Below are 25,822 nucleotides of genomic sequence, written 5' to 3' on the forward strand. Positions count from 1 at the left end.
TTATGTCAATCGATGAAACAAACCCCCTGTGCTGGGGTTTCTACCTCACCGACGCCTTGTGAAGGAGCCACGTCGCGGGGCGCTGGCGGATCTGGTCGATCGAGGTGAGGGCGGCGCCGATGACCGCGGCGTCGGGACCGAGGATCGCCGGGCGGACCGTGACCGGCGCCCAGTCGGTGGTGAGGACCCGCTGGTCGATCTCCGCCCGCGCGTTCGCGGTCAGCCAGGACGCCAGGAGGGCGAAGCTGCCGCCGAGCAGCACCGTGTCGATGTCGAGGATGTTGAGCACATCGGACAGTGCGATCCCGAGCGTGGTGCCGGCGGTTTCGAGCGCGGCGAGGGTGGCCGGCTCCCCCGCGTCGGCACGGGTGAGGATCGCGGCGTCGGGCGTGATCCCGGGCGGGACTGGCTCGCCACCGAGGATCGCCTCCAGGCTCGCGTACGTGTGCAGGCACCCCCGCGCCCCGCACGGGCACGGCTTGCCGTCCGGGTAGACCGTGACGTGCCCCAGCTCGCCGCTCCAGCCGCGCATGCCGCGCAGCAACTGTCCATCGAGGACGATGCCGGCGCCGATGCCGAGCCCGCCGGAGACGTACACGAAGCCGCTGAGCGCGTTGCCGCCCGCGTACAGCTCGCCGAGGGCGGCGAGGTTGGCCTCGTTTTCCACCCGCACCGGAAGGTCGAGGTGGCTCGTCGCGTCGCGCAGCAGGGCACCGGCGTCGACATCGCGCCAGCCGAGCGCGGGCGCGGACCGGACCACCCCGGCATCCACCGGTCCGGGTACCGCCAAGGTGGCCGTGACGACGGTGAGGCTCTCCGCGGCGATGGCCTCGATGGCGGCGCCGGCCATCCGCGCGAGGTCGGCCAGCACGGCGTCCGCGGTCCGCCCGGCGTAGGGCGACGGCGCGAAGGCGAGGTGGCGCACGTTGCCGGTCAGGTCGACGGCGCACGCGGCCAGGCCGTCCGCGCGGATGTCGAGGCCGAGGCCGGCGGGTCCGCGGTCGGAGAGGGTGAGCCCCACCCGCGGCCGGCCGGCGCGCCCGTCGTGTGCGGTGCCGGTCTCGGTGATCAGCTGTCCGGCGCGGAGGTCTTCGACGATCCGGGTGATAGTGGGCCGGGTGAGCCCGGTGGCGGCCGCGAGCTCGGTGCGGGAGATCGGGTCGGTGGCGGCGAGGATGTGCCGGAAGACGAGCTCGAGGTTGATGATGCGCAGGCTTTCCTGCCGGACCGGCTCTTGGCGCTGTCGTGGGCTGCTCGGCCGGATCGGAGTCGTCATGTCGCTGGCCGGGCGTCGGCGGCGAGGGCGGCGGCCTCAGCCGTGGTCAGCGCGCCGTCTACGACGAACGCGACGAGGCTGCGCTCGATCGTCTCCTCCGGGCCGAGCACCAGCGGCTCGTCCCAGGTGAGCGACGAGCCGACCCCGAGGTAGTCGCGAGCCCGGACGAACCAACGGTCACGCGCGGTGGTCTCGTCGCCCGGCGTGAAGAGCACCGTCCAGGTGGCACCGGCGGCCGTGCCGGTGACCGCGAGCCAGGCCGCGGTGCTGCCGTGCACGGGCTGCACGCCCGCGCCGGCCGGGCTCAGGATGCGCGCGCTCTCCACCGCCGCGCCGCGCCAGAAGAAGCCGCCGTAGCCGGCGCCCGGACGTCCTTGCGCCGCCGGACTGCGGATGGTGAGCGGTGCGCCGGTCGCGTTGGTCAGCCGCGTGTGTGTGGTCAGCGCCCAGGCGGTCTCGCTGACCGGGCGGCACGTGATCGTGCGGTGCTCGTGCAGCAGCGCCGCCCCGTGCGCGTCCGCCCACCGCAACGCGTGCACGAGCTCGTCGCTGGTGTGGCGCAGCCACCGCTGGTGGTGCTGGCGGCCGTGGTTGTCGAGCCAGGCCGGGCCGTGGCCGGCGACGAACGTGCGGCCGCCCCAGAAGTTTCGGCCGCCCACGTCGGGGGCGGCGATGCTGATGCCGAACTGGTGGCGGTGCGAGTCGGGTGCGGCGTCGGTGACGGTGCTCCCGCCGAGCGTGCGGACGGGATGCAGGTACGGGCGGGGAGACATGGCGAGCGGCAGGTCGGGCTCCCACACGTATCGCGCGACGTGGAGCCCGCGCACGCTCAGTGTGGCGGTGCCGTGCGGCTGGTCGGCGCCCGCCATCGTCACCTCGCCGTCTCTCGTCGCCAACCCCGCGCCGGCCCGGACGGCTGGGGCGGGCCGGCGACTGGCGGTCACGGCGGCCACCCGTCGTGCAGCGCCGTGACCTCACCGGCGAGGTCGGCGACCTCGCGCGTGCGAAGCCGGCCGTCGGCCACCACGGTGATGATACGGCGACGCAGCGCGGTGCCCGAGGCGACGACGAGCGGCTGGTCCCAGGCGAGCGAGGAGCCCACACCGGCGTAGTCGCGGCTGCGCACGAACCAGAGGTCCGCCCGGCTCGGCACGAAGATCAAGGTCCACGGGTCGGTACTGGTGCCGCTCAGCGCCAGCCACGCGGTGCGCTTGCCGTGCAGCCGCCGCTCCCCGGTGCGGTCCGGGCCGAGCACGTGCACCCGCCGGTCGCCACGCCGCGCCCGCCAGAAGAAGCCGCCGTACCCCGCGCCGGGACGCCCGTTGGTGGCCGGACTGGCGAACGCGAGCGGCTCGCCGGTCACGTTGGTGAGCTCGAAGCCGAAGTCCAGCGCCCACGCGCGGCCGTCCAGCGGCAGGGCGGCAATGCGGCGCCGCTCGCGTACCAGGTCAGCGCCGGCCGGGCCGATCCACCGCAGCTCGTGCCGGATGCTGCCGGCGTCGCGCGTGGTCCACCGGTGGTGCCGCTGGGTGCCGTGGTTGGGCAGGTGCACCGGCCCGCGGCCGGGCACGAACGTGCGGCCGCCCCAGAAGTTGGCGCCGCCGACGTCCGCGACCGCGACGCTCACGCCGAGGTGGTGCAGGTGGTCCGCGGGCATCGACTCGGTGACCTCGGTGCCCGCCAATGTGCGCACCGGGTGCAGGAACGGGCGCGGTGAGACGGCCGCGGGGAGGCTGGGCTGCCAGGCGTACTCGGCGACCTGGCGGTCGCCCAGTCGCAGGCTGATCGTCTCGCCGGTCATGTTATGCCCAGCGGCGTAACGTCGACCGCGCCACCGTCGCCGGTGGCGAACAGCCCGAGGGTCGCGCCCACCCAGTGCCCGGCGGTCGCGGGAAACGGCGGCCCAATCGGCCGCAGCGGCTCGCCGGCCAGGAACTGGCAACGCGCGTCGGGAGTGACCAGGACTCCCACCGGGACCGCCGCGCCGTCGACGGGCGCCGGTGGCACGGCGTCGCCCAGACCGGCCACGCGGTGGACGAGCATGAGGCCGTCCGGCGTGTGTTCGAGGCCGATCCAGGCGTAGGTGCGGCCGACGATCGCCAGGCCGGCCCGCGCGTCGGGGGTGGTGCCGGTCAGCCGGAGCGTCGTCGTGGCCAGAAAGCGCTCGGCGGGCAGCCGCTGGCCGAGCAGGTTGGGCAGCTGGCGCAGGTCGGTGTCGCCGGGCACGCAGGCGAGCCGTAGCCCGCCGCCGGGGCGAAAACTCCGCCATCCAGGTCTGGGGTTGGCCGCCCAGAACCACTGCGCCCCAAAGGGAGGCCCGGCCGCGGGCGCGGTGGGCGTGCCCCATCCGGCCGGCTTCTCCCACAACGGGACCGGCTGGCCGGGCGGTGACCCGATCGACGGCCAGCCGTCCACCCAACGCATCGGCTGGAGGTGCACGACCCGCCCGAACGGCCCCTTGTCCTGGAAGTGCAGAAACCAGTCCCGCCCGTCCACTGTGGTCACCCAGGCGCCCTGGTGCGGACCGTTGACCGCTGTGTCGCCCTGGGCCAGCACGATCCGGTCCTCGTACGGGCCGAAGACGTGCCGCGACCGGAAGGCCGACTGCCATCCCTCGGCGACCCCGCCGGCCGGCGCGAAGATCCAGTACCAGCCGTCCCGGCGGTAGAACTTGGGGCCTTCGAGCGTGCGGTAGCCGGGCAGCGCGTCGCCGTCGACGACGTGGCGCCCGCCGTCCAGCAACACGGTGCCGTCCGGGCTCATCTCGTGGCAGGTGAGCTTGTTGTTGAACCCGGCCCGGCTCTTGGCCCAGGCGTGCACCAGGTACGCCGAGCCGTCGTCGTCCCACAGTGGACACGGGTCGATCAGCCCTCGGCCGGCCTTGAGGAGGTGCGGCGGGCTCCAGGGGCCGGTGGGCGCGGTGGCGGTGATGACGAAGATGCCGCGGTCGGGATCTGGGTAGAAGATCCAGAACAGCCCGTCGTGGTGACGGATGGCCGGCGCCCACACGCCGCATCCGTGCTGGGGCGTCTGAAACGCCTCCTCGGGCTCCAGCCGTGCCAGCCCGTGCCCGACGATCGACCAGTTGACGAGGTCGCGGCTGTGCAGGATCGGCAGCCCGGGTACCCGGTGAAAGCTCGACGCGACAAGGTAGAAGTCCTCGCCGACCCGGACGGCGTCGGGATCGGACCAGTCCGCGTGCAGCACGGGGTTGCGGTAGCTGCGATCGGTCATCGCGCGCCGATCTCCGCCACCCGCACGGCTTCTCCGGTGCGCAGCGACTCGTTGCCCGCGATGCCGACAAGCACGCTCGCCGCGCCGTCGGCGTAGCCGGCCGCCCGGCGCAGCGGGTCGCTGTTCGGCCCATGGAAGACGTCGTCGAGCAGCATCCCGTCGCCGCCGCCGTGCCCGCCCCGCCCGGACGGGATCGGCACCTCCTCGGCCGCCTCCCAATGCCGCTGGAGGATCACCCGGGACCTGCGCGGCCGGCCACGCTCGACAACGTCCAGCTCGATCCGCCCGGCCGTGCCGTTGACGGCCACCCGGTAGCCCTCCCACGGGCTGTGCGCGTGCAGCGTGTACGACATCGAGGCGCCACCCCGGTAGCCGACCACGACGTTGAGGTTGTCTTCGATGGTGATCCCGCCGGAGAAGACGTCCCGGTCCCGGATGTACCCGTCCAGGTGCTCACCGTCCTTGTAGAGCTCGCGCAGCTCGGCGGTGATCTCCAACTCGAACGGGTCACTGGCCGCGCCCCGGCGCCGGGCGTTGTCCGCCCCGTAGAAGCGCAGCCCGCCGCGGGCGAAGACGACCTCCGGGCGGTCGGCGAGCCACCAGTTGACGAGGTCGAAGTGGTGGCTCGCCTTGTGCACCAGCAGCCCGCCCGACGTGGCCTTGTCGCGGTGCCACCGGCGGAAGTAGTCGGCGCCGTGCACGGTGTCCAGGCACCACTCGAACGCCACCGAGGTGACCTCGCCGATCGCGCCGTCCGCGACGAGCCGCCGGACCAAGGTGTTGCGGGGCGAGTACCGGTAGTTGAAGGTGACGGTCAGCCGGCCGTCACTGGCCGCCAGCGCGTCGTGGATCTCGTCGAGCCCGGCGGTGTCGGTCGTCATGGGCTTTTCCACGACCACGTCCGCGCCGTGGCGCAGCGCCGCGCTGACGTACCCGGCGTGGGTGGCGTCCGGCGAGGTCACGATCACCACGTCGGGCCGCTCCCGGGCCAGCAGCGCCTTGAAGTCGGCCGCCGCGTAGTGCGGCACCCGCAGGTCCGGCCGCGCCCGCCGCACGAGCCGGTCGTGGTAGGCCATCCGCACCTCGTTCGTGTCGCAGAACGCCACCGGCCGCCCGGCGTCCGCGTGCGTGTCGAGCAACGCGCCGAGGTACATCCGCGCCCTCGACCCGGTGCCGACGAATGCGTAGCGCCTCATTTGAGCCCCGTCGTCGCGATGCCCTTGACGAGGTACTTCTGGCCGGCGATGAAGAACCCGATGACCGGCGCCAGCGACAGGAACGACATCGCGAACATCTGCCCCCACTGCGACTGGCCCTCCGAGTCGATGAACTGCCGCAGCGCCAGTGGCACGGTGTACAGCTCCGAGTCGGTCAGGTAGATCAGCGGCCCGAAGAACTCGTTCCACACCGAGATGAACGTGAAGATGGCCGTCGTCGCGAACGCCGGCAGGCAGAGCGGCATGATCACGCTCCAGAACGTGCGGAACGGCCCGCAGCCGTCGATCCGCGCGGCGTCGTCGAGCTCGCGCGGCAGCGACCGCATGAACTGCACCATCAGGAAGATGTAGAACGCGTTGGTGGCGAGGAAGTTCGGCACGAGCAGCGGGTAGTACGTGTTGATCCAGTCGAGCTTGGCGAACACGATGTACTGCGGCACCAGCAGCACGTGGCCGGGGAGCATCATCGTGCCGAGCATCAGCGCGAAGAAGAGCTTGCGGCCGGTGAAGTTGAGCCGGGCGAAGCCGTACGCCGCCAGCGAGCACGAGATCAGGTTGCCGATGATGCTCAACACCACGATTACGAACGAGTTGACCATGTACACGGTGAACGGGTGCTCGAGGGCGACCCAACCCCGCGGGTAGTTGCTCAGGTCCCAGTCGGACGGCCACAGCGACAGGTCGGTGAAGACCGTCTTGCTTGGCTTGAGCGAGCTGGAGACCATCCACAGCAGCGGATACATCATGACCACGCCGGCGAGGCAGAGCAGCACGTGCCGGGCGAAGCGCTTTCTAGTTGTCATAGAACACCCAATACTTCGCGGCCAGGAAGTTGAGCGCGGTGAACGCGGCGATGATGACCAGCAGCATCCAGGCCATGGCCGCGGCGTAGCCCATGTTGAACTGCGAGAAACCCTGCTGGTACAGGTAGAGGTTGTAGAACATCGTGGAGTCGGCCGGCCCGCCGGTGCCGCCGCTCATGATGAATCCCTGTGTGAAGGTCTGAAACGACGAGATCAGCGACTGGATCAGGTTGAAGAAGATGATCGGGCTCAGCAGTGGCAGCGTGACCGAGCGAAACTGCCGCCACTTCGACGCGCCGTCCACGGCGGCCGCCTCGTAGTACATCGTCGGGATCTGCCGCAGGCCGGCGAGGAAAATCACCATCGGCGAGCCGAAGGTCCAGATATGCAGGATGATCAGCGTGGTCAGCGCGTAGTCCGGATCGGACGTCCATCCTGGACCGTCGATGCCAAACCAGCCGAGAAACGCGTTGACGATGCCGTCGAGGCCGAAGATGTACCGCCACAGCAGCACCACCGCGACGCTCCCGCCGAGCAGCGAGGGCAGATAGAAGATCGCCCGGTACACCGGCAGGCCGCGCACGCCGCGGTTGAGCAGCATCGCCACGCCCAGCGCCACCACCAGCGACAGCGGCACCGACACGAACGTGTAGACGAAGGTGACCTTCAGCGACTGGCGCAGCAGCGGGTCGTCGAGCATCTCCCGGAAGTTGTCCAAGCCGATCCACTGTGGAGCGTTGAGCAGGTTGTAGTCGGTGAAGGCGAGGTACAGCGAGGCGAAGAACGGGATGACCGTGAAGAGCATCCCGATGAACCAGGGCAACAGGAAGAGGTACCCGGCGCGGTCCTTGCGTCGCTTGACCCGCCGCGGCGGTGGCGCGGGTCGCGCGGTCGAGCCGGTGGGGAGCGTGACCCGCGTCGTGGTGGTCACTTGCCCAGGGCTTTCCGCCCCGCGTCGAGAAACGCCTTGGCGGCCTGCTGCGCCGTCTGCCGCTTGAACTCCACCTCCGTGGCGATGCTCAGCAGGCTCGACGCGATCTTCGAGGAGCCCGGCGGGTAGGTGAACGAGCGCGGCAGCGTCTCCTTCTGTAGGGCGCCGAGATACTCGGTGGCCACCTGGTCGTCCGGGCTGAGCGCCGGCTTGATCTCGTCGGCGACCTTCGTGCTGGGCGGGACGCCCCGAGTCGTGCCGGTCGCCTTGGCCGCCTCGACGTCGTTGACGAGGAAGTTGAGCAGCTTGAGCGCCTCGTCGCGGTGCTTGGACTGGGCCGCGACCGACCACAGGTGCGGGCAGTCGACGGACTGGCCCCGCCGCGGCCCCTGCGTCTCGCCGGGGATGCGCAGCAGCGCGAGGTTGCCGCCCGCCGCCTTGTTGTACCCGAGGAAGTTGTTGGTCGGGATGATCTGGGACGCGATCGAGCCCTTGGCCAGGTACGACTGCTCGGGCGAACCACCCACGGTCTCGACGAAGCCGGCCGGCGGGAAGCCACCCTCGGCCCGCATCTTCTCCACCAGCTCGAACCAGGCGACCACCGTGGCCTCGCTGATGCCGAGCGCGCCGTCCTCGGTGTAGAAGTCCTCGCCGCGCTGCCGGGTGTACACGATGATGTTGGCCAGCGTCGCCGGCTCGAATGCCGTGCCGTAGACCTTGCGCCCGCTGGCCTTGGTGATGTCGCGGGCGAACGCGGCAAGGTCGTCCCAGCTCCACGTATCGCCGTCCGGGATCTTCACGCCGTACTTCTCGGTCATGGTCTTGTTGACCACGAAGCCGATCGCGTTGAGGCCGGCGGGCACCCCGTAGGTCTTTTCGCCGACCGCGGCGAGCGCCTTCGCGTTGTCGCTCAGGCCGGACAGGTCGACGGCGCCGGCGTGCTGGCCGAGGTCGAGCAGCGCGCCACGGTCGGCGTACTCGCGGAGGCTGTCCATCCGCATCGCCATCACGTCCGGCGGGTCGCCCGCCGCGAAGCGGGTGGCCAGCTTGTCCTTGTACGGGCCGCTGTCCTGGTACTCCGTCTTGACGGTGACGCCGGGATTTTGCCGCTGGAAGATGTCCAGGGCCGCCTGCGTCTTCTGGGCACGGTCGGCCGCGCCCCACCAGACCATGTTGAGCTGGACGCCGCCGCCGTCGGACTCGTCGCCGCCGCCGCCGAAACCACGGCCGCACGCGGCGAGGCCGAGCCCAAGGCCGGCGAGCCCGGCCATCCGCAACATGTCCCGTCGGCTTCGCAGAGGCTGTTCGATCATGGGGCACGTCCCTTCACAGGCGTGGCGAACCGCACCGGGCCGGGCAGACGCCCCGGTCAGAGGGGGTGGCAAGAGACTTAAACCGCTCGATGTACGGTACGACCCACCCTCATTTACGTCAACCCATGAAACAAAACGGGAGGGGCCGCGCGGTGCCATTGAGCGCGACCCCTCCCGTCTTACCTGCCGCTGGTCACCAGGGGGATGGCGGTGCCGGCGGCACGACCGGTGGACGGTCGTCGCAGGTGATGGTGTTGGGCAGCATCCACGGGGCGAGCCACGGCCCGGTGACGCCACCGCCGTCGTTGCCGCCGAGGTCGGTCACCGCGAACTCGGAGCCGGCCGGCGTGAAGTGGAACGTGCCGCAGTTGTTGACGCCGACCGCACCGACGTTGCGGGCGTCCACGTTTTCGAAGGACGCGCTGCCCGCGACCCGGGCGCTCACCACGGATGTACCCGTGCCGTCGACCCTGATGTTCTTGAACTTGACGCCGTTGATCGAGTACAGGTCCTTCACCGGCCAGTCGCTCACCAGCATGATCGCGTTGTACGTGCTGTCGAGGTAGTGGTCGCCGGTCACCTGCACGTCGGCGGCGATGCTCTTGTCGAGCGCGTAGAGCCAGATCGCGCCGAGCCCGATGTTCCAGTTGAGCTCGTAGGTGCCGGCGCGTACCACCGTGTTGTTGGTGATGGCCAGCCGGCCGGCGAACGCCTCGGCGCCGAAGCGCGATCCGGCGTGTATGCCGCTGCCCTCGCGGATCGGGTCGGCGACGAGGTTGTTCGACACGGTGTTGTCGGTGCCGCCGTAGATGGCGATGCCGTTGGCCAGTGTCGGCGTCTGCACGGTGTTGTGGTCGAACGTGTTGTTGGCATTCGTCGTCTTCTCGGCCCACATGGCCAAGCCGTCGTCGCCGGTGTTGCGGACGAAGTTGTTGGCCACGACCGAGTTGGTGACGCCGGTGTGGAAGTTGAGCGCGTCGGCGATCTGGTCGACGATCACGTTGTTGGTGATCCGGGTGTTCGTCATCGGCCCGTCGAACCACATGCCGACCTTGGTGTGGCGGATGTAGAGACCGTCGATCGTGGAGTTGCTCAGCGCGCCGCCGATGCCGTTGACCTGGTCGGTGTCGATCCGCTCGCGCACGTCGCCCTCGATCGTGAAGCCGGACAGATGCACGTTGCTGCTGCCGCCGTCCTTCACGTACCTGCCGTAGAAACCGACGCCGGTGTGCACCGACAGGTCCGGCGCCGGCTCGGGGAGCGCGACCTCCTTGCCCTTGATGATCGTGTACCAGCTGCCCGCGCCCTCGATGGTCACGTTGTCGACGATGATGTGGCGGTTGACCTGGTACGTGCCCGGCGGGATGTAGACCTTGAGCTTGGCCCGCTTGGCGAAGGCGATCGCCCGGTCGAATGCGTCCGACGACTCGCGGCGCCCGGTCGGGTCGGCGCCGAAGAGCAGCACGTTGGCCGCGACGAGCCGCACGTGCGGCGGGCCGACGAGCTGCGAGTCGAGCAGGTCGATGACCGTCCACGCGGCGTTGGTGCCGGCCGGGGCGGTGAGCCGCACCCGGTCGCCGGCCCGGTAGGTCTTGCCGAGCAGCAGCCGCTGCTCGTCGTAGAAGTGCATCGGGCGGAACGGCTTGGTGATCGTGGGTGTTGGCGTGGTGGCGGCCGGCACGCACGAGCACTCGGTGATCCACCAGTCGGGGTGCAGCAGGTCCGCGTTGGGGTCGTTGGTGAACGGGTATTGGTTGTACAGCCACGCGTACTGCGAGGTCAGCGTCATGGTTTTCTTGGCCTTGCCGTTGACCGTCACGTCGAGCGGCGCGGTGATGCCACCCCCGTTGGGCGCGTCCGGGATGCTGTAGCGCACGTTGACGGCGTTGGCCGCCGCGGGCAGCGTGAACTCCACGTACTGGCCGGGCGCCAGCTTCACCGCCTTGCGGCCGGAGGCCTCCGCGGGAAGGGTGTAGGCGGTGCGGTCCGGCCCGATGACCGCGCCGTTCGTCACGGCGTTTTCCGCCTCCTGCTCCAGGAAGTCGACCCGCGCGCCGCGGCCGGTGACGAGGGCGGGGTCGAGGGCGGCCCGGGTCACGACCGGGGCGGCGGTGCGGGCACCCGCGCTGGCCGGGGCGGCCCAGGCGGTCGCGGACAATGTCAACACAACGGGCAGTGCCAGCATGCGTCTGTAGGTCATCAGCACGGGCTCGATTCTGCGAGTGCGGGAGTGTTGCGATGACGTTAAATCCCGACGCGAGAGGAGACAAGAGCCGATTGGATGACGAAAGAAGGCGTGCTGATGACGAAAGAACAGCACACCCGCTGCTCGCCTACCTCCTTGCGGCCGCCGACGGCGAGTTTCCGCCGGTCGACGGCGCCTGCACGGTGCTTCCGCCGCTCGCGAGTGGCCTGGCCTGTTCGGTCGCCTTCACCGGCCACGCGCTGGTAGCCACCGCGCATCCGCCGGAGGCCGTGCTGGCTCAGCGGCCGGACGGGTTCGGCGGGTCGATGAGCCCGGATTTCCTGCGCTGGCTGGCCGGACCAGCCGGCTGGATCGGCGTCGTCGACGCCACGCTCGTCGCACGCGGGCGGGGCGGCGCGAGCCTTCCGCTCCGCCCGGACGCGGCCGACCATCCGCGGGTACGGCACGCGACGGAGCTGCGGCACGACGTCCGGGTGTACGGCGACGCGCGGGGCCTCGTCACGCTTTCCGAAGGCTTGGCCGGACGCACCGAGATCAGCGTCGAGGCGGCGTCCGAGGGTCAGGGACGCGGCTGGGGCCGGAGCCTGGTGCACGACGCGCTCGGGCTGGTGCCGCCCGGCGAGCCGGTCTTCGCCGCCGTCTCGCCCGGCAACGCCCGCTCGTTGCGCGCGTTTCTCGCGGTCGGCTTCACCCCGATCGGCAGCGAGGTCATCCTCCGGCCCGGAGAGTGACACGGGCCGGAGGATCACCATTCACCGTGTCCTACGGGATCGGGTAGTCCGCGATGTACACCGGAACGCCGATCTTCGTGGTGTCGGCCGCCTCGCCCACACCGTTGACCACGTGGTCGATCGTGCCGGCGCTGAGGTTGACGGTCATGATGTGGTGCAGCTTGACACCCGGCCGCTGCGGCACCTCGAAGCCGTTCTCGGTGTGGATCGACGGGTTGTTCTGGTTGAAGACGTACACGCCCGCGCCGTAGAGGTTGTGGGTCTTCACCTTGTCGCCGACCTTGTAGCCGGCGTACCCCTCGACGCTTCCGTTCATCCAGTCGGCCTGTGTCGGTGGGTCGTACGGCAGCTCGTTCTGGTAGAGGACCACCGTGCCGCGCTCGCCGTTCCACACGGTGTTGTACCGCTGGAAGTGCTCGACGAACAGGCCCGTGGCGGTCACGTCGTCGCCGTTGATGACGGCGCCGTACCGGCCGGTGTTGGTGTTCCACCGCTCGGTGTCGGTGAAGCCCTCGACGCCGTGGTCACCACGCCACACCCAGGTGTGGTCGATGAGGACGTTGTCGCTGTTGACCTCCAGCGCGATGTTCGTCTTGCCGACGTGCGGGCCGCCGACCCGGAAGTACACGTCGTTGAGCGTGGTGGGGTTGCTCGGCGAGTCGAAGCCCAGGCCGTGCTTGCGGCCCACCCGCAGCAGCACCGGCGACTCCTTGAGGCCGGCGTCGATCGTGACGCCGGCGACGATCACGCCGGGCACGTCGGCGACGTCCAGCGGGATCGAGCCGTTGACCGCGGTGAGCGTGGCGTGGCCGAGGCCGAGGACGACCGTGTTGGGGCGCCACACCTCGATGCTGCGGGCGATGTCGTACACGCCCGGCGTGAGCAGCAAGTGCTTGCCGAGCGCCAGCGCCAGGTTGATCTTCAGGACCGAGTCGCCCGGCTTCGCCACGTAGAAGTCGGAGAGCGGGATCGTGCGGCCCGGCGTGAGGCCGTTGGCCCAGGTGACGCCGCTGGTGTTGCGGTGCGCCGACGGCACGCGGACCTGGTATCGGCCCTTCGCGTCGACGAAGAGGAACGGCTTCTCCCGGCTCAGCGGGGTGGTCTCCAGCGTCGTGTACGGCGGGCTGGGGAACGCCGAGTCGTCGGGCGCGCCGGTCACGCCCGCGAAGACCTGGTTCCACACGGCGTTCGACCAGCCGGCGACCTCGCTGTTGCGGGTCAGCCACTGCTGCTGCGAACCGTTCGTGGTGGCGGGCAGGCGGGAGTCGGCGATGAAGCCGCCGCTGGCGTACTGCGGGCCGGCCGTGCAGTAGTCCATCAGCGACAGGTTGCCGCCGGTGATGTTCACGCGGCGCAGGGACACGGCCTGGGAGACGGCCCAGAAGTTGGCCGACGCGCGGCAGCCGTCCTGCCCTAGTGCGTTGATGTTGAGCGAGAGGTTGGAGAGCGTGCGCCAGAAGTTGACCAGCGCGAGGCAGTTGCTCGTGCCGCCGTTCTCCAGGCAGCGGTTGTAGACCTCGATCTTGCCGTTGATCACCACGTCGGTGGGCGAGGCGCCGAGGCCCGCGATCTCCGTGTAGTAGCCGACCTTGACCTGGAGCGGCTGCTCCGCCGTGCCGTACGTGCCCGGCTTGAACAGGAACGTGTACCGGTTGGTGCCCATCTCGGCGTTGACCTGGGCGGCATGCGTGGCGTCGAGCGTGGCCTGGATCTGGCTGATCGGCATGCTCGGGTCGAAGATCGTGACGTTCGGCCCGAAGACCGACGCGGGACTGGCTGACGTGGATGGTGCGGCGACGGCGGCGGTCCCGGTGCCCGCGGTGGCCGTCGCCAGTACGAGGCCGAGCGTGAGTGCCCGTCTCAGGTGCCTTTTCATGCGGTTCGTCCTCTCCGCTGCGGCCCTGGGTGAGAGCGCTCTCCCGCCAGGACCACTTCGTTCACGTCGTGGAATAAGGGGACGCTTGTTTCTACCGCGTGAATCGACGCAGCGCCATGCCCGTACGGGTGCTGATTTCCGTACGGGCCGGCGAGGGAAAACCGTAAGGCGGCCTCAGACGGTGATGACCACCTTCGCCCGCGCGTGCTCCACCTCCAGGTACCGGATGGCCTCCGGCACCTCCGCGAGCGTGAACGTCCGGTCGATGGCCGGCACGACCTTGCCCGACTCGATGAGCTCGCGCAGCGTGGCGAGGTGTTCCGCGCGCGGCGCCATACCCATCAGGGAAGTCAGCCGGTGGCGGGCGAACCGGGCCGCGACCTGCGCCTTGATCTGTAGGCCCATCGGTCCCGTGACGTGCGGGCGGCCGTTGCGCGACACACCGCCGCCGGAAAGCAGGAGCACACCATCGGCGGTGAGCACCCGCCGGAGGTCGGCCAGCGTGCGGTTGGCGACAAGGTCGAAGACCATGTGGTACCGCTGCCCGTCCTGGGCGAAGTCTTCCTTCGTGTAGTCGATCACGCGGTCCGCACCCAGCGACTCAACGAGTTCGACGTTGCGCGTGCTGCACACGGCGGTCACCTCCGCGCCGAAGGCCCTGGCGATCTGCACGGCGAACGTCCCCACGCCGCCGGACGCGCCGTTGATCAGGATCCGCTGCCCCGCCGTGACCCGGGCGACGTCGCGCAGCCCGACCAGCGCTGTGCAGCCGGCCATCGGCACTGCCGCCGCCTGCTCGAAGGTCAGGTTGGCCGGCTTGTGCTCCACCTGGCCATCCGGCACGCACACGTACTCCGCGAAGGCGCCGTCCATGTCGCACACGTCGCCGTACACCTCGTCGCCCGGCCGGAAGCGGGTCACGCCTTTACCGACCGCCTCCACCCGGCCGGCCACGTCGCTGCCCCGGATCCGCCGCTTCGGTGCGTTGAAGCCGAAGACTTTGGGCATGGCCAGGCGGGCCAGATAGGGGTCGCCGCGCATGACGTGCCAGTCGCGCGCGTTGACCGCCGCCGCATGCACGCGCACGAGCACCTCGCCGTCGGCGGGTGCCGGTTTGTCCACCTCGCGCAGCGCGAGGTCGTCGGGTGAGCCGTACCGCTCCTGGACGATCGCCTTCATAGCATCGATGGTGACGAGCGCAGGGCATCACTTTCATCGGTACATGGGCCGCGTCTGGGACGGCCCATGGTCGGGTCCGCCGACCGTACTTAAGGACGACTCCATTGACGACGTGCCCACAGCTGCCCGCGGGCGAGGCGCGCGTCTGCGGGTCCTATGTGTACCCGGCGGCCACGAAATTGTTTGACTAACGTCTATGTGCGTTACCAGCGCAACCACGCCGCTTTTCCATATGACGAAAGAACCATCTGTTGACATCAATGGCTCCACGGCGCGGGTCTCTTCTCGGGTTATCGTCCCTCCTTCGTGCTCGGGGTTGTAAACGGCGGCGGGGAGGAGACCGGATGCAGCCCTGCGGGACAAAGGAGGGTCTGCCTATGACCCTGAAACGTGCGGCGGTCGTGGCGGCGACCGTCGCGGTCACCCAGTGCCTAACTGTCAACATCCTCGTCGAAGCGCTAACCGGCGGCGAGGTCCCGACCATCGTCAACCTCTTCACCCTCGCGACCGCGTCGGTGTCCACCGTCGTCGCAGTACAGGCAGAATTCCACAATCGCACTCAGGATCGCCTGAATGCACTGACCGACTTCCTCGTCACCCGGCTGTCCGAAATCGACGAGCGCACCACCGACCACAACGCCGGGTTCGTGGAGGGCTACCTGCTCAGCCACGGACGTGAAAGCACGGTGCGGCCGTTGGCATCACCGGGCAACGGCCGCCGCACCGACTGAACCACCCACCCCGCCGCCGACTCCCAGAGGCAGCGCGGTGTCAGGGCCGCCGGGCCGCGGCCCTGACACCAGTCGCCGGCGAGGTACCTTCGGCGGATGCCCTCCCAGCCCATCACCGCCGCAGCGGCCGGCACCTGGACACTCGCCGGCCGCACCGTCCACCGGATGGGCTTCGGCTCGATGCGCATCACCGCCAACCCGGATCGCGAGCTCGCCGTCAGCGTGCTCCGGCGGGCGGTCGAGCTTGGCGTAAACCACATCGACACGGCCGCCTTCTACTTCTCGCCCGGCGGCATACTTCGCGTGGGCAGCGGCCCGACGCGGTACGCCACCGAACTGATCCGCGAAGCCCTCTCGCCGTACCCGGAGGATCTGCTCATCGCGACGAAGGTCGGGCCCGGCGTCGATCCGGTGACCGGCGCATACACCGACGCGACCTCGGCGGCCGAGCTGCGCGCGCAGGTCGAGGAAAACCTGCGCCGGCTCGGCCGCGACCACCTCGACCTCGTCAACCTGCGGATCGTGAAACGACCCGGCCGCGACTCGGTGGCGGAGCGCTTCGGCGCGCTCGCGCAGCTCCGCGACGCCGGGCTGATCCGCCACTTGGGACTGTCCAATGTGCGCCTCGACCACGTCGACGAGGCTGCGGCCATCGCGCCGGTGGCGTGCGTGCAAAACAGCTACGCCCTCGACAACAACCGCAAGGACGACGCGCTCCTGCGTACCTGCGGCGAGCGCGGCATCGCCTTCGTGCCGTTCTTCGCGATCGCCGGCGCACGGCGCGAGGAGGGCGCCGGCACCGACCACGACGAAGCCGTGCGGGCCGTCGCCAGCGCCCACGGCGTAACCCCGCACCAGGTGCGCCTGGCGTGGACGCTGTACCAGGGCCCGCACGTGCTGGCCATCCCCGGCACCGGCGACCCGCACCACCTCGAGCAAAACATCGCCGCCAGCGCACTCCGTCTCACCGCAAATGACCTGGCGACCCTGGACGCTGACCGACACTTTCACGGGCGGGTGGCTTGAGTTGGGCTGCCGAGGTAACAACAGCAGATCTGAAGCTGGCGCACGTGGGCCTCGCTGGTGGCGAAGCCCATGTGCGCCAGCTTGATCGTGCGCGCTGCCGCCGGCTAGGCGGCGGCGCCGACGAGCTGCCTGGGATCCTCGGCGTCGGCGCTCTCCTCGTCGGCCGGTGCGGTGTCGAGCGGATGGGCCAGCTCGTCCTTCGGCATCCTGGCCAGCACGATCGCTGCCACGGCGAAGGCGGTGGGCAGCAGGCCGGCGACCGCGAACGTGACGCCCAGCCCGATGCCGCTGCTGACCGGGCCGGCTAGCGCCATCGACACCGGCATGAAGACCAACGAGACGAAGAAGTCGAGGCTGGAGACCCGGCCGAGCATGTGCGGCGGCACCCGGCGCTGCAACAGCGTGCCCCAGATGACCATCGGCGCGGAGAAGCAGATGCCGACCACGAAGACGGCCGCGGCGATCACCCAGACGTTGGCGATCAGGCCGATCAGCACCAGCGGGAGGCAGCCGGCGCCCCAGAAGAGGTTCATGACCGTGAGGTAGCGGCGGGGCATCTTGAACATCGCCATGCCGAGCGACCCGATCGCACCGCCGATGCCGAACGCCGCCATGACGATCGCGTGGTCGCCGGGGCCACCGCCGGCGCGGTCCTTGATGACGAACGGGATCAGCACCTCGACCGGGCCCATGATCAGCAGGATCAGCGCCGAGGCGAAGAGCAGCGTCGCCAGCAGCCACGGGGTGCGGGCCATGTAGACGAAGCCGTCCTTGAGGTCGACGAGCGCGGCGCGGACCGGGTGGGCCGGCTCGGCGGACCTGTCGCGGCGCAGCGGCACCGGGCGGACGAGCAGCAGGAACGCCACGCCGATCGCCTCCAGCACCGCCACCATGACGATCGCCGCGCCAGGTGAGGAGGCCGCGATCAGCGCGCTGGCCACGGCCGGGCCACCGGCCTGCATGATGGTCGGCCGCAGCATGCCCTCGACGCCGTTGGCCGCCATCAGGTCTTCGGCCGGCAGGATCGACGGGAGCAGCGCCGAGTAAGCGGGGTAGGTGAACCCGTTGCCGAGGCCGATCACGCCGGCCACCACGATCAGGTGCCAAAGGTGAAGCAGATCACCGACCGCGAGCGCGGCGACCACCGCGATCGCGACCGTGCGCGCGCCGGCGACCGCGAGCAGGATGCGGCGCTGCGGCACCCGGTCGGCCAGCACGCCGCCGAGCAGCGTGGTGGCCACCATGCCACCGGCCGCGGCGGCGGAGACCAGCGAAAGCTCGGTGGGACCGCCGCCGAGCGCGATGACCTGCCAGACCAGCGCGATCAGCCAGACACCGGCGGCGAAGAGCGACATCGTGACGGAGCCGGCGAGCAGCCTGTACTGCCCCAAGCGAAACGGGCGCAGCGGCCCGCGCAGCCATCGGGATCCGGTGTCGCTCATCGTCCTGCCCCCTTGGTGTCGACCCTCTGGGGACTATGACGGACGGGACCGACAAAACTCATCGACGTTTCGGCGGACGGGCGCCGGTGGCCGGCATGCGGTCGGCCTGCCACCGGCGCCCTGGTCGCTTTTCTCGGGAGGAGGAGCCGGCGGAGGAGGAGGGGGCCTCCAGCGCCAGCGAGCCACGAGAAGAGCGACCTCGCCCGCTGCCGAGCCCACGCCAGCCATACCGGAGACCGGCGCAGCGGGCCGGGCGGGCGTGCCCGGCGCACCCGTTCCGGAAGCGGTGGGAATCGGGGGGTGTCCCACCACCGCCGGCCGAGCTGCCGGGAGCTGAGGCGAACGCCATGGTGGGCACGCTGCCGGGGTTGGTGCCGGCCGTCGTGCCAGCCGGGCGGGCGCCACCGCTCCGACCGCGGCCGATAGCCGCCCCGGCCAATGTGCCCCCATTGCGGATTCCTCCCACGTGCCCACCAGGCGCTTCCGAAAGACGATGCCAACAGACCCGGTACAGGTGGCGCGACCGGTCGATCGGGCCGAGGCGGCGGAGGAAGGGGTAACGAGTGAAGACGTCCGTACACATTTCCGGTTCGCGGCCCGATATCGGTAACAGGGCGCTGATGACCTTGCGTGTACCCGGCTCAACCGTGCGGCCCGCGACCCTGGTCACGATCACGGCGAGCGGGTGTAACCTGCTGGCCGGACCAGCGCGACAGGGATCGGGGCTTTGGACGACGAGGAACTCGAGAGCGCCCTCGCCGGTGCGGTGCGGGGAGACTCCGCGGCCTTCGCCTGCCTGTGGCGAGCGCAGCAGCCGGCGCTGCTGCGCTATCTGCGGGTGATCGTAGGCGACGCGGCCGAAGACGTGGCCTCCGAGACGTGGCTTCAGACCGCGCGGGCTCTGCGCGGGTTCACGGGCACGGCGGCCGGGTTTCGCGTCTGGCTCTTCACGATCGCCCGTAACCGCGCGATCGACGAGCGGCGGCGGGTCCGGCGGCGCCCGGAGGAGCCTCGCGACCTGACGGAGCGTGAGCTGCCGGCGACTTATCCGGATGCGGCCACCGAGGTGATCCAGCACTCCGAGACCGACTGGGCACTGAGTGTGATCGCCACGTTGCCCAAGGAGCAGGCCGAGGCCGTGACGCTCCGGGTCGTGGCCGGGCTCGACGTGGCGCAGACCGCCCAGGTGCTGGGCAAGCGGCCGGGAGCGGTACGGATCGCGTCGATGCGGGGCCTGCGCCGGCTCGCCGAGCACGCCGAGGTGCAGGCCCGCCGCGCCGCGTCGAGGCCGCCGCTCGACCTCCATTCGCCGCGGACCGAGGGGGTGTGACGCCGTGATTCGTCGGCCATGGCGGCGCCGGATCAAGCCGGACGAGGCCGAGCGGCTGCTCGCCGGCCGGCCGGACACCGAGCACCCGGAGCTGGGCCGCCTGCTGGCCGCGGCCGCCGCCCCGCCCCGGCCGGAGGAGCTGACCGGGCTCGACTCGGCCCTCGCCGCGTTCGAGGAGGCCGGCCGGGTCGAGCGCCCGGCACCGGCGCCCCGCCGGCGGCACGTGCTCCGGCCGCTCGCCGCCGCGGCGGCCGTGTCGGTGCTGCTCGTCGGCGGCGTCGCGGTGGCCGCCGAGACCGGCTACCTGCCCGGCACCGGCCCGCCCGCGAAGGAGAGCCTCGCGCCGCGCGAGGTGCCGTCTTCCGCCGCGCGGACGAGCCCGGGTGGTGGTGCCACGAGCGGACCGGCCCCCACGCCCAGCCCCACTGCCAGCGGCCCGACGGCCGGCCCTGCCGACAAGACCGCGGCCAGGCTCTGCCGCCAGTGGGACGACCGGCGTGTGAAGGGCAAGCCGATGAAGCCCAAGGACCTGGCCGAGCTTGCTCGGTTGGCCGGCGGAGAGCCACGGATTCCCGGATTTTGCGCACCGCTGCTCCCGCCGACGCCGACGGAGTCGCCGAAACACCCGGACAAGAAGAAGGGTGGCCCGCCCACATCGGCCAGGCCACCCTCCGTGACGGGCTAGCCGCCGGTTATCTGGAACTGCGAACCCGGCTCGACGACGATGTGTCCGGTCGCCGAGTTGGTGATGGTGACGTTGGTCAGCGTCGCGCTGCCGCGTGCGCTGCCTTGTGCCAGGATGCCGGCGCCGTTGTTGGACTTGTCGATCCGCACGTTGGTGATCACCACGCCCGGTATGTTGCCACCGCCGCCCTTGAACTGGATGCCGTCGTACGTGGAATCCATGATTTCGGAGTCGCGGATGACGACGCCGGGGATGTCCCGGCCCGGGGCGAATATCGTGATGGCGCCAAACTTCTGCTGCTCACCCCAGAAGACGCCGCCACAGCGGTAGAGCCCGTTGTTGGCGAGCAGCGTGGTTCCGGAAAATGGCTGCGGGCTGTGGTCGGTCGCCAGCATGATGCCCGGGTAGTTCATCGTGTCGTAGATCAGGTTGTTTTCGGCGGTGTTTCCGTAGCCGCCGTAGATGGCGATACCGTTCGCCCGCCACGGCAACTGGATGGTGTTGTTGGTGAAGTGGTTGTCGTGCCCGATGTCCGTCGCCTGGTCACGGACGAAGGTGCTCGACCAGACCGCCAGCGAATCGTCACCCGTGGTACGGAACGACGAGTTGAAGACGCGCGAGTTTCGCGTGCTGTTGGCGAAGTTGATGCCGTCCGCGTATGTGTTGCGGATCCGCATGCCGCTGAAATCGAGGCCGTCGCCCGGGTTCCAGTACGCCGGGGTGTCCGAGTAGTCGCGGCCGACCCAGGCGCCGACGTTGACGTGTTCGATCCAGACGTTGCTGATCCGCGTGTTCTTGCCGAGCCGGCCGTTGATCCCGTGCCCCCGGTTGGCCCGGTTGGTGGTCATACCGAAGATGGCCAGGTCCGAGATCTGGGTGTTGTCGTCGATGTCGAAACCGACGTTGCCCTCGTGCGGGTGGTTGATGTTGCCGACGACGTTCTGCGGCTCGGTGTTCGTGTAGAGCCGCGTGTGCCACATGCCCGCGCCACGGATGACCGCGTTGCGGATGCCCTTCTGGTTGTACTGGCCCCGGGTCGGGTCCGGCGACAGGATCTTCTGCTCCTGGCGCCATTGGCCGGCCGGGATCCAGACGCAGCTGATCACGCCGTTTTCGTCGTCGGTGACGGCCCGCTGGATGGCCGCGCTGTCGTCGACGTTGTCGTTGGCCACCGCGCCGTACTGCGTGATCGAGGTGCAGCCGGCCGGCTGGCTCAGCGCCGGCGCCACCTGCTCCAGGTCGATCAGGTCGATGATGTAGAACTGCGCGCTGTCGTTGGCGTCCCGCTGTAGCTTGAACTTCGTGCCCGGCGGATAACTCTGGCCGAGCAACAGGTTTGACTCGTCGAAGAGCCGGCGGGCGTTGGCCTGCGGCGAGTTCGAGAGCCCCTCGGTGTCGTCCGTCGTGCCGTACAGCCAGCTGTTGCGCGACGACAGCGTGACCTTCTGGGCGAACGTGCCATTGATGTAGAGGCTGATGGTGGCTTCCATGCCACCGCCGCCCGGCGAGTCCGGGATGGAGTTTCGCACGACGATCGAGTTGGCCTGGTTTGTCGAGGTGAACTCGACGAACTGCCCCGTGCTGTTGAGCCGCACCGACTGCCGCCCCGACGACTCGGTGGCGAAGTTGGTGTGCCCGAACGTACGCAGCGGGTCGGCGACCAGCAGCGTGCCCTGGTAGTCGGCGGCCTCGGCCTCGTACTCGGTGTACGGAACAGCGGCACCGCGACCGACCACTATGGACCGGGCGAGCGAGTTGTTGTTTTCGTTCGTCTCGGTGACCGCGTTCGTCGCGTCGGCGGTGGCCCTGATGGTGGCGCCGCCACTCGTCGCCGTCCAGCTGCCGCTGATCGCCACGTTGACGGTCGCGCCGGCGGCGATCGAGGCGGTGTTCGTGTTGAGCGTCGTGCCGCCGGCCACCACGCGGGTCACCGTGGTGGCGCCGCTCGCGGCGGTGCCGCGGTTGTTGACCGTCACCGTGAACGTGACGGAGGCGCCCACCGCCGGGTTCGGCGGGTTCGAGGTGATACCGGTGACCTGGAGGTCAGGGCCGGGCGCCTGCGCCACCACCAGCGGCGAGGGCGCGGTGAAGCTGTTGTTGTCGTTGCTCTGCTCGACGACCTGGTTGGCCGGGTCGACCGTCGCGGTGTAGCTGTAGCTGCCCATCGGCCGCGTCCCGGCGTTGAACGTGACGGTCGCCGAGGCGCCGGCGGCGAGGCCGGCCACCGGGGTGCTGCCGGCCAGCGCGCCACCGAGGTTGAAGTTGACCGAGGTCGCGCCGGAGGCCGCCGAGCCGTCGTTGCGCACCGTGGCCGAGAGGGTGATCGCGCTCGCCTCGTTCGGCGATGCCGGACTCCAACTGCCCGCGCTCACGACGAGGTCGGGGTTGGGCGCCATGGTGCCGACGACCTGTACCTCGGCGACCTGCCCACCGGGCGCGCCGCTGTTGGCGGTAAAGCGCAGCTGCACGTCGGCGGTGCGGCCGGTCACCGGGACGGTCACCGAGTTCTGGTTCGTCGACGAGCTGAAGCTGTACGTCCCGCTCGCCTTCAGCGACGTGTACCCGGTCGCGCCCTGGTCCCGGCCGAGGATCTCGAAGGTCTGTGTGCGCGGACCCCACGCCGGGTCGGGGTTGAGCTTGACGGTCACCGACGTGACATCCGCGTTCGCGCCGAGCTTGACGGTCAGCGTCCCCGGCTGGCCGTTGGACTCCCAGTAGGTCGCGAGGTTGCCGTCGTTGGCGTTGGTCGCGACGAAAGTGTGCACGAACGAGGACGCGTCGATCGGCTTGCCCGCGGCAAGGTTGGTGCCGCCCGGCGGGTTCTCACCGACCCTGGTGACGTGGTTGCTGTCCGCCGACTCGTTGGTGGCCGCGTCGCGGGCGCGCACGAAGTACTCCACCGTCGCGCTCGCCGGCTGGGTGTCCGTGTACGTCAGGACGTTGCCCGCCACGCTCGCCCGCTCGGCACCGTTCGCGAAGATCGTGTAACCGGTGACGCCGACGTTGTCGGTGGAAGCGTTCCAGGTCAGCCTGATCTGGCCGGCGGCCGGCTGGGTGAAGGCGAGGCCGCCCGGCGCGGTCGGCGCCTGGGTGTCGCCGCCGGTGGTCGTCCCGTAAACCTCGAACTCGGCGATCTGCCCCGCCGGCCAGCCGGTGTTGGCGGTGATGTGCACCCGCACGTACCGGACCGTCGTGGCCGCGAAGTCGATCGTGACGGTGTTGGCCGAGGCCGGGTCGAACGCCCGGCCCGCCGAGGCGGAGAGTGTGCTGGAGGTGCCGGCCTCGGTGCCGCCCTGCACCGCCAGCGTCTGGGTGCGGGCGCCCCAGCCGGTCGGCAGCTTCAGCACGACGCGGCTGACGCTCGCGGCCGTGCCGAGGTCCACCTGGAGCCATTGCGGGAACGCGTTGTTGGTGCTTTCCCAGTAGCTGCCCGGGTTGCCGTCGTTGGTCAGGTTGGCGCCGAAGCCGCCCTGCGCACTGCTCGCCGTCATCACCTTGCCGGTGGCGAGGTTTCCGCCGCCGCCCCCGGCGCCGTAGATCTCCATCTCGGAGACCTGCGCGGCCGGCCAGCCGGTGTTGGCCGTGATGTTCGCCCGCACGTACCGGGCGCTCGCCGTGGTGAAGTTGATCGTGACCGCGTTGCCGCTCGCCGGGTTGAACATCCGTCCCGCCGACGCGGAGAGGGTGCTGAAGTTGGTGCCGTTGGTGCTGCCCTGGACGCTGAGTGTCTGTGTGCGGGTCTCCCAGCCGCTCGGCAGCTTGAGCACGACCTGGTCGATGCTCACGCTGCTGCCGAGGTCGATCTGTACCCACTGGGGAAACGTGTTGCCGGGGCTCTCCCAGTAGGTGGCCGGGTTGCCGTCGTTGACGTTGCCCGCGGTGTACTGCCCGTTGGACCCGCTGGCCGACGCGGTGCGCCCGGCGGCCAGGTTGGGCCCGCCGGCCGCCATCGCGGGCGTGGGCGCGAGCCCGGCGTAGACCAGACCTGCGGCGAGAACGCCGCTGATCAGCCGCCAGCTGAGCTGTTTCCGTCTCATGGTGTCCCCTTGCGCTGGTGAACGACGAGGTGGAGCGCCGCTGGTCCGGGACAGCCGTGCGGCATGGCGGTGTGGTTTAACGCGCACTTCTGCTAGCTTCTTGCACGCAAGCATCGATTTCTTGCGGGCCAGGGGTCTAAGGTTTCAGATGTGTCACTGGTTCGTCAACAGTTCGCCCACATCGATCGTCACGCCGGTCGATCTTTCGGAGAGTTCCCAGAGCCGGCGCTGCGCCGCGACCTCGTACGACTGCGGTGAGGACCTGATCTTGACCGGATGTCCGGTGAACTGGAGCCGGCCGGGCGGCCCGAAGAAGTCGCCGCCGCGCGCCTCCGGGTCGACGGCGGCCCGCAGCGTGGCCAGCGCGCCGACCCGTGGATCCTGAAGCAGCCACCACGTGAGCGGCCGAAACCACCGCCCGGCCACCGCACGGGAGACCGGATCGAGCTCGCGGGTGAACTCCGTACGCGCGTTGCCCGGATGCGCGGCCACGGCGATGGTGGGCGCGCCGGCGGCCGCGAGCCGCCGTTGCAACTCGTACGTGAAGAGCAGGTTGGCGAGCTTCGACTGGAAGTAGGCGGCGCGGTCGCGGGCGGTGTACACCCAGCCGCGCGCGAAGTGCGGATCGTCGAAGTTGAACGTGCCGGCGCCGAACCGGTGGCCGATGCTGCTCACCGTCACGACGCGCGAGCCGGGGACCGCGAGCAGCCGGTCGAGCACCAGCCCGGTGAACGCGAACGGGCCGAGGTGGTTGGTGGCGAGCGTCCGCTCGAAGCCGTCCACTGTGGTCTCCCGGCGCGGCCACAGGCCACCGGCGTTGTTGACGAGCAGGTCGATCCGCGGATGGGTGGCGCGCAGCTCGGCGGCGGCACGCCGCACCGACTCCAGCGAGGCCAGGTCGAGCCGGAGCGTCTCGACGGTCGCGCCCGGGGCGGCGGCCCGGATGCGCTCCGCCGCGCCGGCCGCCCGCTCGTCGCTGCGGCACGCCAGCACCACGGTCGCCCCACGCGCGGCGAGCACCCGGGCCGTCACGAACCCCAGACCGGTGTTACCGCCTGTGACGACCGCGACGCGGCCGCTTTGATCCGACACTTCCGCCTCGGTCCATCGCCGTGCCATCGCACACCTCCTGAGATAGAATCCGGGACGTACGTCCCGCTTCTTCGACTATACGGGACGGTCGTCCCGCTTAGCAATGGAGGAGTGCGCGTTGGCGAGAGAGCTCCGTGCCGACGCCCGGCGCAACAGGGCCCGGGTGCTGGCGGTCGCCGCCGAGGTCTTCGCCGCCGAAGGTCTGGCGGTGCCGATCCACGAGATCGCCCGCCGGGCGGGCGTAGGCACCGGCACGGTCAGCCGCCATTTCCCCACAAAGGAGTCGCTGTACGCGGCGATCCTGCTGGAACGGATGGAACGGCTCACCGCCGAGGCGGACGCGCTCGCCACGAGCGAGGAGCCGGGCGAGGCGTTCTTCCGGTTCTTCGCCACGCTGGTCCACGAGGGCGCCGCCAACCGCGGACTGGCCGAGGCGCTCGCCGGCGCCGGCTACGACCTGGACGCGGCCGGCGTCGAGGCCGGCCACGACGTCTCGGGCCGCCTCCGCACACTGCTCGCGATGGCGCAGGCCGCCGGCACGATCCGGTCCGATGTGGAGTTTGCCGACGTCAAGGCACTCATGGTCGGCTGCCAGGCCCACCCGGGTGGCAGCACAGACAAGGCCGCGCTAGACCGCATAATCACGGTTGTCTGCACCGGCCTCCGCGCCTGACCCCGGCTATTGGGAGTACTGGCGCTAACGCGAGCGGGCG

20 protein-coding genes are annotated in these 25,822 nt (G+C 70.3%); 6 read left to right on the forward strand and 14 right to left on the reverse strand.

Annotated features, from left to right (window positions below):
- Nucleotides 1-40 precede the first annotated feature (40 nt).
- The 9 genes from AC5L36_RS00145 to AC5L36_RS00185 form a co-directional block, all read right to left on the reverse strand.
- The gene (locus AC5L36_RS00145) at nt 41-1,276 is read right to left on the reverse strand and encodes an ROK family protein (RefSeq protein WP_441216258.1); all 1,236 of its coding nucleotides are present in this window, start codon (nt 1,274-1,276) and stop codon (nt 41-43) included.
- The gene (locus AC5L36_RS00150; RefSeq protein ID WP_441216257.1) at nt 1,273-2,220 is read right to left on the reverse strand and encodes a DUF6807 domain-containing protein; all 948 of its coding nucleotides are present in this window, start codon (nt 2,218-2,220) and stop codon (nt 1,273-1,275) included. The genes AC5L36_RS00145 and AC5L36_RS00150 overlap by 4 nt, the downstream gene beginning before the upstream one ends.
- Nucleotides 2,217-3,077 carry a DUF6807 domain-containing protein gene (locus tag AC5L36_RS00155; protein ID WP_441216256.1) on the reverse strand — a complete coding sequence of 287 codons (861 nt, stop codon included), beginning with the start codon at nt 3,075-3,077 and terminating at the stop codon, nt 2,217-2,219. The genes AC5L36_RS00150 and AC5L36_RS00155 overlap by 4 nt, the downstream gene beginning before the upstream one ends.
- Nucleotides 3,074-4,510 (reverse strand): glycoside hydrolase family 43 protein, encoded by a 1,437-nt coding sequence (locus AC5L36_RS00160; RefSeq protein ID WP_441216254.1) that lies wholly within the window; start codon nt 4,508-4,510, stop codon nt 3,074-3,076. The genes AC5L36_RS00155 and AC5L36_RS00160 overlap by 4 nt, the downstream gene beginning before the upstream one ends.
- Complete coding sequence (locus tag AC5L36_RS00165; protein WP_441216252.1) at nt 4,507-5,706, reverse strand: Gfo/Idh/MocA family protein; 1,200 nt, start codon at nt 5,704-5,706, stop codon at nt 4,507-4,509. The genes AC5L36_RS00160 and AC5L36_RS00165 overlap by 4 nt, the downstream gene beginning before the upstream one ends.
- A complete protein-coding gene (locus tag AC5L36_RS00170; RefSeq protein ID WP_441216250.1) occupies nt 5,703-6,530 on the reverse strand; it encodes a carbohydrate ABC transporter permease in 828 nt (275 codons plus the stop codon). Before AC5L36_RS00170 ends, AC5L36_RS00165 begins: the two co-directional genes overlap by 4 nt.
- Entirely contained in the window at nt 6,520-7,461 is a 942-nt protein-coding gene (locus AC5L36_RS00175; RefSeq protein ID WP_441216249.1) for a carbohydrate ABC transporter permease, read from the reverse strand. The genes AC5L36_RS00170 and AC5L36_RS00175 overlap by 11 nt, the downstream gene beginning before the upstream one ends.
- On the reverse strand, nt 7,458-8,774 hold the full coding sequence (locus AC5L36_RS00180) for an ABC transporter substrate-binding protein (protein ID WP_441216248.1): 1,317 nt from the start codon (nt 8,772-8,774) through the stop codon (nt 7,458-7,460). The genes AC5L36_RS00175 and AC5L36_RS00180 overlap by 4 nt, the downstream gene beginning before the upstream one ends.
- A gap of 193 nt (nt 8,775-8,967) precedes the next feature.
- Entirely contained in the window at nt 8,968-10,974 is a 2,007-nt protein-coding gene (locus AC5L36_RS00185; protein WP_441216247.1) for a glycosyl hydrolase family 28-related protein, read from the reverse strand.
- Nucleotides 10,975-11,051: 77 nt separating this feature from the next.
- Here AC5L36_RS00185 and AC5L36_RS00190 point away from each other — a divergent pair, with 77 nt between their 5' ends.
- Entirely contained in the window at nt 11,052-11,711 is a 660-nt protein-coding gene (locus AC5L36_RS00190) for a GNAT family N-acetyltransferase (protein WP_441216246.1), read from the forward strand.
- Between the two features lie 31 nt (nt 11,712-11,742).
- Here the strand turns inward: AC5L36_RS00190 and AC5L36_RS00195 are convergent, their stop codons facing one another.
- Both AC5L36_RS00195 and AC5L36_RS00200 read right to left on the reverse strand, forming a co-directional pair.
- Complete coding sequence (locus AC5L36_RS00195; RefSeq protein WP_441216245.1) at nt 11,743-13,587, reverse strand: pectate lyase-like domain-containing protein; 1,845 nt, start codon at nt 13,585-13,587, stop codon at nt 11,743-11,745.
- A gap of 174 nt (nt 13,588-13,761) precedes the next feature.
- Complete coding sequence (locus AC5L36_RS00200) at nt 13,762-14,766, reverse strand: NAD(P)-dependent alcohol dehydrogenase (RefSeq protein ID WP_441216244.1); 1,005 nt, start codon at nt 14,764-14,766, stop codon at nt 13,762-13,764.
- Nucleotides 14,767-15,167: 401 nt separating this feature from the next.
- Here AC5L36_RS00200 and AC5L36_RS00205 point away from each other — a divergent pair, with 401 nt between their 5' ends.
- Nucleotides 15,168-15,497, forward strand: coding sequence for a hypothetical protein (locus tag AC5L36_RS00205; protein ID WP_441216242.1), 330 nt, complete (start codon nt 15,168-15,170; stop codon nt 15,495-15,497).
- Between the two features lie 96 nt (nt 15,498-15,593).
- Nucleotides 15,594-16,523 carry an aldo/keto reductase gene (locus AC5L36_RS00210; protein ID WP_441216240.1) on the forward strand — a complete coding sequence of 310 codons (930 nt, stop codon included), beginning with the start codon at nt 15,594-15,596 and terminating at the stop codon, nt 16,521-16,523.
- A 104-nt stretch (nt 16,524-16,627) separates the two neighbouring features.
- Here AC5L36_RS00210 and AC5L36_RS00215 read toward each other — a convergent pair whose 3' ends face one another.
- A complete protein-coding gene (locus AC5L36_RS00215) occupies nt 16,628-17,965 on the reverse strand; it encodes an MFS transporter (protein ID WP_441216239.1) in 1,338 nt (445 codons plus the stop codon).
- A gap of 727 nt (nt 17,966-18,692) precedes the next feature.
- Here AC5L36_RS00215 and AC5L36_RS00220 point away from each other — a divergent pair.
- Nucleotides 18,693-19,295 carry an RNA polymerase sigma factor gene (locus AC5L36_RS00220; protein WP_441216237.1) on the forward strand — a complete coding sequence of 201 codons (603 nt, stop codon included), beginning with the start codon at nt 18,693-18,695 and terminating at the stop codon, nt 19,293-19,295.
- Nucleotides 19,296-19,299: 4 nt separating this feature from the next.
- Nucleotides 19,300-19,980 carry a hypothetical protein gene (locus AC5L36_RS00225; RefSeq protein WP_441216235.1) on the forward strand — a complete coding sequence of 227 codons (681 nt, stop codon included), beginning with the start codon at nt 19,300-19,302 and terminating at the stop codon, nt 19,978-19,980.
- On the opposite strand, the gene AC5L36_RS00230 is transcribed toward AC5L36_RS00225, so the two are convergent.
- Both AC5L36_RS00230 and AC5L36_RS00235 read right to left on the reverse strand, forming a co-directional pair.
- Nucleotides 19,977-24,017, reverse strand: coding sequence for a galactose-binding domain-containing protein (locus AC5L36_RS00230; RefSeq protein WP_441216233.1), 4,041 nt, complete (start codon nt 24,015-24,017; stop codon nt 19,977-19,979). The genes AC5L36_RS00225 and AC5L36_RS00230 overlap by 4 nt on opposite strands.
- 153 nt (nt 24,018-24,170) lie before the next feature.
- Complete coding sequence (locus AC5L36_RS00235; RefSeq protein ID WP_441216232.1) at nt 24,171-25,136, reverse strand: oxidoreductase; 966 nt, start codon at nt 25,134-25,136, stop codon at nt 24,171-24,173.
- Between the two features lie 91 nt (nt 25,137-25,227).
- Between AC5L36_RS00235 and AC5L36_RS00240 the strand changes: the two genes are divergently transcribed.
- Nucleotides 25,228-25,782, forward strand: a complete 555-nt coding sequence (locus AC5L36_RS00240) for a TetR/AcrR family transcriptional regulator (protein WP_441216230.1) — start codon at nt 25,228-25,230, stop codon at nt 25,780-25,782.
- The last annotated feature ends 40 nt before the right edge of the window (nt 25,783-25,822 follow it).

It is taken from the genome of Phytohabitans sp. LZ39 (assembly GCF_059359075.1).

Bases quoted from the DNA above. Each gene is read 5' to 3' on its own strand.
- AC5L36_RS00145 (WP_441216258.1), bottom strand. From the start codon at position 1,276: ATGACGACTCCGATCCGGCCGAGCAGCCCACGACAGCGCCAAGAGCCG.
- AC5L36_RS00155 (WP_441216256.1), bottom strand. From the start codon at position 3,077: ATGACCGGCGAGACGATCAGCCTGCGACTGGGCGACCGCCAGGTCGCC.
- AC5L36_RS00160 (WP_441216254.1), bottom strand. From the start codon at position 4,510: ATGACCGATCGCAGCTACCGCAACCCCGTGCTGCACGCGGACTGGTCC.
- AC5L36_RS00165 (WP_441216252.1), bottom strand. From the start codon at position 5,706: ATGAGGCGCTACGCATTCGTCGGCACCGGGTCGAGGGCGCGGATGTAC.
- AC5L36_RS00170 (WP_441216250.1), bottom strand. From the start codon at position 6,530: ATGACAACTAGAAAGCGCTTCGCCCGGCACGTGCTGCTCTGCCTCGCC.
- AC5L36_RS00180 (WP_441216248.1), bottom strand. From the start codon at position 8,774: ATGATCGAACAGCCTCTGCGAAGCCGACGGGACATGTTGCGGATGGCC.
- AC5L36_RS00185 (WP_441216247.1), bottom strand. From the start codon at position 10,974: ATGACCTACAGACGCATGCTGGCACTGCCCGTTGTGTTGACATTGTCC.
- AC5L36_RS00195 (WP_441216245.1), bottom strand. From the start codon at position 13,587: ATGAAAAGGCACCTGAGACGGGCACTCACGCTCGGCCTCGTACTGGCG.
- AC5L36_RS00200 (WP_441216244.1), bottom strand. From the start codon at position 14,766: ATGAAGGCGATCGTCCAGGAGCGGTACGGCTCACCCGACGACCTCGCG.
- AC5L36_RS00210 (WP_441216240.1), top strand. From the start codon at position 15,594: ATGCCCTCCCAGCCCATCACCGCCGCAGCGGCCGGCACCTGGACACTC.
- AC5L36_RS00215 (WP_441216239.1), bottom strand. From the start codon at position 17,965: ATGAGCGACACCGGATCCCGATGGCTGCGCGGGCCGCTGCGCCCGTTT.
- AC5L36_RS00230 (WP_441216233.1), bottom strand. From the start codon at position 24,017: ATGAGACGGAAACAGCTCAGCTGGCGGCTGATCAGCGGCGTTCTCGCC.
- AC5L36_RS00235 (WP_441216232.1), bottom strand. From the start codon at position 25,136: ATGGCACGGCGATGGACCGAGGCGGAAGTGTCGGATCAAAGCGGCCGC.